This is a genomic window from Candidatus Obscuribacterales bacterium, from assembly GCA_036703605.1.
In the GTDB taxonomy this organism is placed as follows: domain Bacteria; phylum Cyanobacteriota; class Cyanobacteriia; order RECH01; family RECH01; genus RECH01.
In genome coordinates this window covers 1-1,234 of the sequence record DATNRH010000648.1, presented here as the reverse complement: position 1 = coordinate 1,234, position 1,234 = coordinate 1, and the positions used below count along the sequence as shown (strand labels likewise).

Annotated in this window: 1 protein-coding gene; it reads right to left on the bottom strand. The window is 54.3% G+C overall.

Annotated elements, in window-relative coordinates; translation table 11 throughout:
- Positions 1–31: 31 nt before the first annotated feature.
- On the bottom strand, positions 32–1,234 hold a 1,203-nt coding region (locus V6D20_13550), incomplete at its 5' end, for a hypothetical protein (GenBank protein HEY9816805.1).

The window sequence follows — 1,234 nt, the reverse complement described above, 5'->3', positions numbered from 1 at the left end:
TGAGCTGCACAGGCTGTTGCTTGCAATCCTTTCAATTCTGTCGGCCAAATTGACCACCTGCAGACTTAGATCGTGCTTCAGCAAGGTCTTCTTGGGTCCCCCCCTTCAATTTGGAACCAACAGCAGCGGCAACGGCCGTGATGTCAGGCTCGGTGAGGTCTTCGGACTGCACAGAGCCAACCGAGAAGTTGATCACTTGCCCTTTGTGGGTGAGCTTGCCTTCGGTCACCCCTGTCTCTAGAGCAGACGAGATCGACTGGTCCAGAGAAGGTGCCTGGGTGACAGCAGAGACTCCACGGGCAGCCTTGGCAGCAGCTCTTTCGTGGCGGATCTTGTTCTTGGCTTCCTCCGATAGCTTGTCCCACTCGGCTTTGGGGTAGTGTTTGGATTTGGGGCCCTTGCCCCCCTTCTTGTGGTTCTGTTGTTTGCGCGCGGGGCTTCGCTTGCCCCCACGCTTCTCCGAGGGACCTTGGTGCATTGCAGCAACACTATAGGTCTCCTTGGAGGCTTTGGGCTTGATGTGTTGGTTGTACAGGTCCAAGAATTTGCGCTGGAACGCATCAAAGGTGTCCATGCCCTGTGCTGTCTGTGTAGTCATCAGGATCTGAGAGCACTTGGGGTCTTTGATTCCAGCCACGAACGCGTCAATCTTGAACTGTTCAGTAACACTCTCATTGTTGGCAGGATCCGCTAGGATGGTGTGTGCATCGATATGCTTCTGGATGAAGGTCTCCAATGTGAAGCGACGCTTGGTTCCGGAGTACTGCAGGTCCTGTAACTGGCTGTAGGCCTCGCGTACTCGGGAATTGACATGTTCAGGTCCTTCAGCTTGGTGTAAGAGGGCCTTCCAGGCCTTGCGGCCGTCCCGGGCCTTGTCAAACTTGCTGATAAAGGACCACAGATTGCCATCGACAGTCAATGACTTAAGGTAGTCGAAGAAACGTTGATTGTCGGCAATAAAAGAGGCGCCACGGCACTCCACACAGGCTACCAAACGGTCGTCAAGAGTGTCATAGGTTGCCTGGACATGCTCTCGCGTGGAGATATCATACTCCCGGACAAGGTAGATGAGTGGGGTGCCTAGGATGGGGTTTCGCGACTGCCGGAGGCGTGTCTCCATCATGGCTTTAAAACTGAGCCACTTGGCCTTGTCAAATGTAGCGATTGATTGGACCGAAGTGAGCTCTGGTGGCGAATCCTTGTACTGCTTGAGGGCGTCCACATGATCAAGCCA